We start from the raw sequence: 8,076 nt of genomic DNA on the forward strand, positions 1-8,076 counted from the left end.
AGGCACACGCGTAAGGGAGATGAGTCACAGAGCAGTACGATTCCGGCGTGGGGACCGCCCGCCGGGGCCCGGAAGGAATGCGCCATGCGTACGACAACATTGGTCATCGGGATTGTGCTGACACTGTTCGGAATCCTGTTCACCCTGCAGGGGTTCGGGGCGGTCCAGGGCAGTCCGATGAGCAACACCACGACATGGTCGGTGCTCGGGCCGATCATCGCCATCGCCGGACTGGTACTGGCGTTCGCCGGCCGGCCGCGCCGCTGATGTCGCACTCGGCAGTGGCGAATCTAATGACGCTCTGGCAAGACTTCTTAGCGACGCGTTAGCTCCAGAGGCGCGCGGCCTTAATTTTCGTCCATACCTTGAAGGCATGTTGATCGACGTGCGTTGGCTGCAGTACCTGCTGAGGCGGACCGGCCGCAAGTAAGTAGCGACCGGCATCTAGCCCGGCGCTACCGTCGGCCGACGCCGACCGGCCCGACAGGTCCCGCTACGGGACCCAGGCCACCAACCCCGACCGGACCTACCGGTCCCACCACCGGGCCAACCCCACCGACTCCGACCGGACCGACAGGTCCCAGGACCGGATCAGGTCCAACTCCGACAGGGCCCACCGGTCCGAGAATCGGATCAACATAGGGCGTGACGTCGTCCACCAGGCACAGATTCGCCTCGTAATTCCAGTACATGTAGGCGGTATCGCAGAACTGGCACTGGTTGGTGACAGTGTTCAGGAAGTAATTGAAGTCGCAGTCATCCTCGGCGCTGCTCACTGCAGGCGAGATCCATGCCGTCAGCGGAATCGCTGATATCGCGAGCGCGAAGGCGCCGAATGCACCGTAAAAGCGTCGTCCGGTTGTCATTGCGGATCTCATCTCTGTCGTGGATGAGATCAGTTTAGAGAACGATCCCGCCTCAGGCCGCCCGGGCGTCTGCCGGCAGCGCGCGCCGTTCATTCCTTACGGCCTGGTAGTGCTCGACCAACCGGGCGCATATCTGCGGCCAGGTGCGCCCGATGACACTGCGCCGGGCGGCCTCCGAGTAGCGGGGGCGCTCGGCCAGCAGGTGATCGACGGACTCGCTCAGCAGCGATTCGAAGCGATCCGGCGCGTTCAGCAGGCCGGTGCGGAAGGGCACGACGAGATCGCGTGGGCCGCCGGCATCCGGTGCGACAACCGGAACGCCCGACGCCAACGCCTCCTGGACAGCCTGGCAGAAGGTCTCATGCTCACCGGGGTGCACGAACACATCCATGCTGGCGTAGGCGGTCGCCAACTGAGGCCCGTAGAGCGCTCCGGTGAAGATCGCCGATGGCAGAGCTGATTGCAGCCTGTCCTTCTCGATACCGTCTCCGACGATGACCAGTTGAACATCAGTGCGACGGGCCAGCGCTGCGAGACGATCCAGGTGTTTCTCGGGGGCCAACCTTCCGACGAACCCGACTATCGGCTTGCCATCGGGTGACCAGGTCCGGCGCAACATCTCGTCGCGATGAGATGGCGCGAACCCGGTGATGTCCACCCCGCGCGGCCAGTGGTGAACCCTCGGAACACCGTGGGCCTCAAGGTCGTCGATGGCCGCGGCCGAAGGAGCCAGGGTCCGGTCGGCCCGGGAGTGCAGCTGCCGCATCCACCCCCACACCGGCCTGGCGGCCAGCGGTAGCCCGTAACTGGCGGCGAAACCGGCGACATCGGTCTGATAGACGGCGACCGTCGGAACCCCGAGGCGGCGTGCGGCCAGCAGTCCGCCGTAGCCCAGTAGTGCAGGCGAGGCCAGATGCACGACGTGCGGATCAAACCCGCGCAACACTCGCAGTATTCGCGGCATCGGCAGACCCAGCGGCAGCGAGGCCACCTTTGGAAGCATGACGGCCGGAACCCGGTGAACGCGCACCCCTTCGTGGACACGCGCCGCTGGGGATTCGCCGCGGGGATTATCCGGTGCAATGACAAGGGCCTCATGGCCATTGGCGCGCAGATGCTCGAGGACCCGCAGCACCGAATTGGACACGCCATTGACATTGGGCAGGAACGACTCGGCGACGATTGCGACGCGCACAGCTCAACTCCTCGTCATCCGCCGGCCCAGCTTGCGCCCGAGGGCGTAGTGCTGCCAGCCGGCGTTCGTCCAGCGATCGGCATCAAGACAGTTGCGTCCATCGACGACCACCGTGGAACGCACCGTGGCCGCCAATGCATGTGGATCGAGGTCGACGAACTCCTGCCACTCGGTGAGCACCATGACGGCGTCGGCCCGATCACAGGCCTCCCACACCGAGGTCGAGTAGTTCAGCGTCGGGAACAGCCGCTGCGAATTGTCCATCGCCTTGGGGTCGTACACATTGACCGCGGCACCGTTGAGTTGCAGCATGCCGGCGACGTTCAGTGCCGGCGAGTCACGCACATCGTCGGAATCCGGCTTGAATGCCGCACCGAGCACCGCAATGTTGGCGCCCAGCAGGGATCCACCGCAGGCCGCGGTCGCCAACTCAACCATCCGAGTCCGCCGCCGCATGTTGATGCTGTCCACCTCGCGCAGAAATGTCAGCGCATGACTGGCTCCCAGTTCGCCGGCCCGGGCCATGAATGCCCGGATGTCCTTCGGCAGGCAGCCACCCCCGAATCCGAGACCGGCATTGAGAAATCGGCGTCCGATGCGCGGGTCATGGCCGAGTGCGTCAGCCAGCAATACGATGTCAGCGTCCGCCGCCTCGCACACTTCGGAAATGGCGTTGATGAACGAGATCTTGGTGGCCAGGAAGGCGTTGGCCGAGACCTTCACCAGCTCAGCCGTCTGCAGGTCGGTCAGCAGAAAAGGCGTCCCGTCATCGAGCAATTGCTCATAGAGGGCGCGCAGCGCGGCTTCAGCCCGTGTCGAATCCTGTTGCACACCCACGACGATGCGGTCCGGGTGCAGCGTGTCGTGGATCGCATAACCCTCCCTGAGAAACTCAGGGTTCCAGGCGATTTCGACGTCAACACCCGCCGGTGCGAGGCTCCGGGCACGGCACGCCAGTTCAGCAGCCGTGCCTACGGGCACCGTGGACTTTCCCACAATCACCGAGGACCGCGTCAGCCGGGGAACAAGCTCGTCGATCACGGCCTGCACGTGGCGCAGATCCGCCCCGTACTCACCCTTCTTCTGAGGTGTGCCCACGCCGAGGAAGTGAACGTCGGCAAATTCGGCGGCGTCGTCGTAATCGGTGGTGAACCGCAACCGGCCCGCTGACAGATTCGCCTGCAGCATTTCAGCCAAATCCGGTTCGTAGAAGGGAATCTCCCCCGCGGAAAGCTTCGCGACCTTGCCGGGATCGATGTCGACGCCGACGACCTCGTGACCGAGCTCCGCCATCCCGACAGCGTGTGTGGCGCCGAGGTAACCCGTTCCGAATACGGTGCATCTCACACCTGCATCTATATCCGCCGGCGATGTGGCGACCGCACAGGGACGCGAAGCAGCGGGCCAACATCAGGTGAACATTTTTCGGCGGAGTCAGTCGTCACCGTTTGTACACCGACACATCACTCAGGGGTAGCAATCTGGTCAGACATCTGGCTGAACGTGCACGTTATGAGCACCGCTTCCGTACTCATAGCCCCTGACCACGCCGAGACCCGCCGGACCTCCGGCCCGCACTACACGCTGTTACTCACGACCGACGCGACGATGATCGAAGCCGCACAGCGACTGCGGCACAGAGTGTTCTCGACCGAGCCGGGATTCACCTTCGACAACGATACAGCTTTGGACGCGGACCGGTTCGATGAATTCTGCGACCACATCGTGGTCCGTGATGACGCGTCCGGCGACCTGGTCGGCTGCTACCGGATGCTCCCGCCACCGGGCGCCATAGCGGCGGGCGGCCTTTACACCGCAACCGAATTCGACATCCGTGCCCTCGATGCGCTGCGCCCGTCGATGGTCGAAATGGGTCGTGCCGTGGTCCGTGACGACCATCGCAACGGTGCGGTGATTCTGATGATGTGGGCGGGCATCCTCGCCTATCTGGACCGGTGCGGGTACGACTACGTCATCGGCTGCGTCTCGGTCCCGACGCACGGTGACGGACCCGCCGGCAGCCAGCTCCGCGGAATCCGCGACCTCGCGCTCAGTCGCCACTCAGTCGATGCCGAGTACATCGTCCACCCGTACCGCCCGGTGGTTCTCGACGGCAGGGACCTCGACAGCATCGACCCACCGGAACACACCACGCTGCCGCCCCTGATGCGGGCATATCTGCGGTTGGGTGCCCAGGTCTGCGGACAACCCGCACACGATCCGGCATTCGGCGTAGGTGACTTTCCGGCCCTGCTCAACAAGGGCAAGGCTGACACCCGCTACCTCAACCGGCTGAGGTCGGCCTCGAGCGCAAGCGGGAACCAGCGATGACTACGCCGGTCGAACACAGTTGGTTCCCCAAGACCTCCTGTACCGCCACCTGCGTACGGTCCGGCCTGGGCCAACCGGAACACCGCGTGCTGGAGGCGGTCCGGACCGCGCGACGCATCACCATCGCAGCGCTGCTTCTGACGATGCTGCCGGTGCTGGCGATCCCGCTGCCGGGCCACCGGCACGTCAAACGGGTGTACTGCCGACTGGTCCTGCTCTGCCTGGGTGTGCGGATCACCCTGTCCGGCGGTCCGATTCGCAACCTGCGCAGCATGCTGGTCGTCAGTAACCATGTGTCCTGGGTCGATGTCTTCGCCATCGGCGCGGTGATGCCCGGCACGTTCGTTGCCCGGGCGGATCTGATCGACTGGCCCGCGGTGGGGCTGGCGGCGCGGCTGGCCAATGTCATCCCGATCGAACGGCGCAGCCTCCGGGAGCTTCCCGGGGTGGTGGACGCGGTCGTGCAGCGGCTGCGCGCCGGGCACACCGTAGTCGCGTTCCCGGAGGGGACCACCTATTGCGGCCGCGATCACGGCGCGTTTCACCCGGCGATGTTCCAGGCTGCGATCGAGGCCGGCAAGCCGGTGCAACCACTCCGCCTGACCTACAGCCATCGGGATGGCAGTCCGTCGACCGTGACGGCGTTCCTGGGCGAGGACTCGATGTGGGAATCGGTGAAGAGGATCGTGCGCACCCGTCGCACGATGGTTCACATCGACGTGCACCCGCTGGAGTTACCCACCGTCCTGCGCGGCGAACTCGCCATCCGGACCCAGGCGGTCGTGCACAACGGATCTGACACCCAGATCCTCCAGAACCGCCTGGGCGGCCCGGCGGCCGCTGACCAACGCGCCCTGAATGGATGAGGTGTCGCGGTGATCACCTGCGACGTAGACACCGCTCGCCGTGCGCACCGGACGCTGTAGATCGAAGGGCACCGGCATGGCCGGTAGTGCGTAGGGAATCGGGTAACTCGCGATGAGCTCCCACCCTTCGGTCGGCACGCTGTACAACCAGGCGAGGTGCTCGCGCACGGCGATCTCGTCCGCGGACGAATCCGCGAGCCCGAGTGCCGACGCCGACACCAGCGGGCAGCCCGGAGGCGCATAGTCGGGGGCGGCATGGGTGAGCACCACGGTGTTGACCAGTGGTCCGCGGCGATCACCGTCGAGGATCAGCACGGCCTGCCCGTCGGCCAGTTCCCCGGGTGCACAATCGGGCCGGTAGTACCGGGTGGTGACCGAGCGGCCCTGGGGGGCAATGACATCCGGAATCAACCCGGCCGCCGCCGTGGGATCGGTCGCGACGATGACGGCGTCGGCCGCGTGGACGTCACCGTCGAGGACACTGACCTCCCGCGCACCGACCGATGCGACACCATGGCCGAGGTGCACATCGAGTCCGGCGGCAAGCTGTTCGGGAATGCGTTGCATACCCAGTGCCGGGACGCCGGGAGTCCCATTGATGAAGGACTTCAGCACCACGTCCAGGAAACGTCGCGAGGTAGTGAGTTCGGACTCCAGGAGGACCCCGGACAGGAACGGTCGCAGCAGCTGCTCCATCAGAGCACGGTCCACACCGGCCTGACGCAGTGCCTCCTCGGTGGTGACATCGGGATCGCGGCCCAGGGATTGCACCGACCGCACGGCCCGGGAGACGGCGTAGGCGCCGAAGCGCGCAAGCGCCACCGGCGAGCCGATGCGCGCCAGCAGCGACGCGACGGCCCACGCGGGTTCGCGACGTGGATCGGCGACCCGCGCCACCCGGCGGCGCCCACCTCTGGTGAGCACGACGCGGGCACCCGCGATGAAGGGCCGCAGATCCAGCGCCTCATGGTCGAGGACACGAGCCCCCTCGGGATACGCCGGGTTGTAGAGCTGGAAGCCGCGATCGAGCCGGTAACCGTCGACCAGATCGGTGCGCACCCGCCCGCCCACGGCATCCGAGGCTTCGAGCACCGTGGCCTCGACCCCGTGCCGGGTGAGATGACGGGCGGCAGCGAGTCCGCTCAGACCTGCTCCCACGACGATGACGGCCATGCCGCTCAGGTTAGTCGCCCAGGCCGCGATAATGACGGGATGGCAACGCGCTCAGCGGCCGTCGAATGACGCCGCAACGCCTCAGCGATCCACCGATCGAGGGTAAGGCCCTCAACACCTGGGTGCTGGACCAACTCGGCGATCTGTGCGCGCCCGGGGTTGCGGATGCAGCCGCGCCGCCCGCCCTCTTCCGCGGCGGGCAGTCGGCGGCCGATGCCGCGCTGCAGGCCTACGACGTCACCGGGTATGCGCGCCGGCGCAATAACGTATGGCCACCCGGAGCGCGCGGCTCCTCACGTCTGTCGCCGTATATCCGGCATGGGCTCCTGACCCTGCGCGAGGTGTGGGATCACGTGGCCGGGGGTCCGCCGAGCGATGTGGCGAAGTTCCGTGACGAGCTGCTCTGGCAGGAATATGCCCGACATCTTTACGCGCGCTTGGGAACTGCGTCGCGCGGCTCCCTGCGATTCGCCGTCGATGAGCGCAGCGCCGACGTCGGTTCGGCGCCCGCGGCCAATCCGTGGTCATCGTCGGCGCGGTGTCTGGACTCGGCCTGGTCGGAGCTGGTGTCCAGCGGCTGGCTCACCAACCAGACGCGCATGTGGCTCGCCTCGCACTGGAGTGTCCGCGCCGGGCTGGGCTGGCGCGACGGCGAGGACCTGATGTACCGGCATCTGGTGGACGGCTCCCGTGCGGCCAATCGACTGGGCTGGCAGTGGACCGTCGGCGCGCTCACCGGTAAGGCGTACGGGTTCTCCCGGTGGCAGGTGGAGAAGCGGGCTGCCGGACTGTGCGGAGCGTGCCCACTGGAACGGAACTGTCCGATCGCGGACTGGCCGGCCACCCAGGAGCGCGAGCCGCGGGCACTGACCGATCCCCGGCTCCGGCGCGACGATGACCTCGAGGCCACGGCCGGACCGTCGACGCCCCAGCAGTCCGCACCGCCCGAGGCCGTCTGGCTCACCGCCGAGAGTCTGGGTGATCGGGACCCGGCGGCCGCCGCGCATCCGGAGCTGCCGGTGGTGTTCGTATTCGACGCGCCACTGCTGCGCCGGTTGCGGCTCTCGGCGAACAGGTTGGTGTTCCTGGCCCAGTCGATCGCCGATCTCTCGACCCGCAGGGAGGTGCAGCTGTGGCGGGGTGACCCGGTGGCGGTGCTGCAGGACAGGCAGTTGGCCACCACGTTCGCACCCGTCCCGGGCTGGAAGTCCCGGGCCGCGCGCCTCGATGTTGTCTCGCTGCACCCGTGGCCGTGGCTGGAGCCGCCGCGAACAGGTCCGATCAGCTCCTACACGGCATGGCGCAAAGGGCGCTGACCGAGCGGCGCACTCCCACGCGAAGTTTAAGGTTAGGTGAACAGTCGGCGCGATCACCCATGCTGGTTGGCCACTGAGCCTGTCGCGGCCCACACTAACCCCGTGAATACTGAGATGATTATTTTGGTGCTACTGATCGCCACCGCTCTGGCGTTCGATTTCACCAACGGATTTCATGACACCGGTAATGCGATGGCGACATCGATCGCGACCAACGCCCTCAAACCAAAGACTGCGGTGTTGCTGGCCGGTGCATTAAACCTGGTCGGAGCGTTCCTCTCGGTCGAGGTGGCGGTCACGGTGACGACTTCGGTACTGAAAGTTCAGGA

8 protein-coding genes and 1 pseudogene are annotated in these 8,076 nt (G+C 66.3%); 5 read left to right on the forward strand and 4 right to left on the reverse strand.

What is annotated here, in order from left to right; genetic code table 11:
* Positions 1–84 precede the first annotated feature (84 nt).
* A complete protein-coding gene (locus ACR2JI_RS05120; protein ID WP_526388701.1) occupies positions 85–267 on the forward strand; it encodes a hypothetical protein in 183 nt (60 codons plus the stop codon).
* A gap of 188 nt (positions 268–455) precedes the next feature.
* On the opposite strand, the gene ACR2JI_RS05125 is transcribed toward ACR2JI_RS05120, so the two are convergent.
* From ACR2JI_RS05125 to ACR2JI_RS05135, 3 genes are read right to left on the reverse strand one after another with little or no spacing between them, the layout of a single operon-like run.
* Positions 456–866 (reverse strand): hypothetical protein, encoded by a 411-nt coding sequence (locus ACR2JI_RS05125; RefSeq protein ID WP_526388703.1) that lies wholly within the window; start codon positions 864–866, stop codon positions 456–458.
* A gap of 52 nt (positions 867–918) precedes the next feature.
* Complete coding sequence (locus tag ACR2JI_RS05130; RefSeq protein WP_526388705.1) at positions 919–2,061, reverse strand: glycosyltransferase family 4 protein; 1,143 nt, start codon at positions 2,059–2,061, stop codon at positions 919–921.
* A gap of 3 nt (positions 2,062–2,064) precedes the next feature.
* Positions 2,065–3,408 (reverse strand): UDP-glucose dehydrogenase family protein, encoded by a 1,344-nt coding sequence (locus ACR2JI_RS05135; protein WP_526388707.1) that lies wholly within the window; start codon positions 3,406–3,408, stop codon positions 2,065–2,067.
* A gap of 165 nt (positions 3,409–3,573) precedes the next feature.
* On the opposite strand from ACR2JI_RS05135, the gene ACR2JI_RS05140 reads away from it, so the two are divergent.
* Complete coding sequence (locus tag ACR2JI_RS05140; protein ID WP_526388709.1) at positions 3,574–4,392, forward strand: GNAT family N-acyltransferase; 819 nt, start codon at positions 3,574–3,576, stop codon at positions 4,390–4,392.
* Positions 4,389–5,258, forward strand: coding sequence for a lysophospholipid acyltransferase family protein (locus ACR2JI_RS05145; RefSeq protein ID WP_526388711.1), 870 nt, complete (start codon positions 4,389–4,391; stop codon positions 5,256–5,258). The genes ACR2JI_RS05140 and ACR2JI_RS05145 overlap by 4 nt, the downstream gene beginning before the upstream one ends.
* 6 nt (positions 5,259–5,264) lie before the next feature.
* Here ACR2JI_RS05145 and ACR2JI_RS05150 read toward each other — a convergent pair.
* Positions 5,265–6,431, reverse strand: a pseudogene (locus ACR2JI_RS05150) (FAD-dependent oxidoreductase); the annotation flags it as partial.
* A 65-nt stretch (positions 6,432–6,496) separates the two neighbouring features.
* On the opposite strand from ACR2JI_RS05150, the gene ACR2JI_RS05155 reads away from it, so the two are divergent.
* Positions 6,497–7,747 carry an FAD-binding domain-containing protein gene (locus ACR2JI_RS05155; RefSeq protein ID WP_526388713.1) on the forward strand — a complete coding sequence of 417 codons (1,251 nt, stop codon included), beginning with the start codon at positions 6,497–6,499 and terminating at the stop codon, positions 7,745–7,747.
* A gap of 102 nt (positions 7,748–7,849) precedes the next feature.
* The coding region (locus tag ACR2JI_RS05160; RefSeq protein ID WP_526388715.1) for an inorganic phosphate transporter at positions 7,850–8,076 on the forward strand (227 nt) is incomplete at its 3' end.

It is taken from the genome of Mycobacterium sp. (assembly GCF_051006775.1).
GTDB lineage: Bacteria > Actinomycetota > Actinomycetes > Mycobacteriales > Mycobacteriaceae > Mycobacterium.

Bases quoted from the DNA above. Each gene is read 5' to 3' on its own strand.
- ACR2JI_RS05140 (WP_526388709.1), top strand. From the start codon at position 3,574: ATGAGCACCGCTTCCGTACTCATAGCCCCTGACCACGCCGAGACCCGC.
- ACR2JI_RS05145 (WP_526388711.1), top strand. From the start codon at position 4,389: ATGACTACGCCGGTCGAACACAGTTGGTTCCCCAAGACCTCCTGTACC.
- ACR2JI_RS05155 (WP_526388713.1), top strand. From the start codon at position 6,497: ATGACGCCGCAACGCCTCAGCGATCCACCGATCGAGGGTAAGGCCCTC.
- ACR2JI_RS05120 (WP_526388701.1), top strand. From the start codon at position 85: ATGCGTACGACAACATTGGTCATCGGGATTGTGCTGACACTGTTCGGA.
- ACR2JI_RS05125 (WP_526388703.1), bottom strand. From the start codon at position 866: ATGACAACCGGACGACGCTTTTACGGTGCATTCGGCGCCTTCGCGCTC.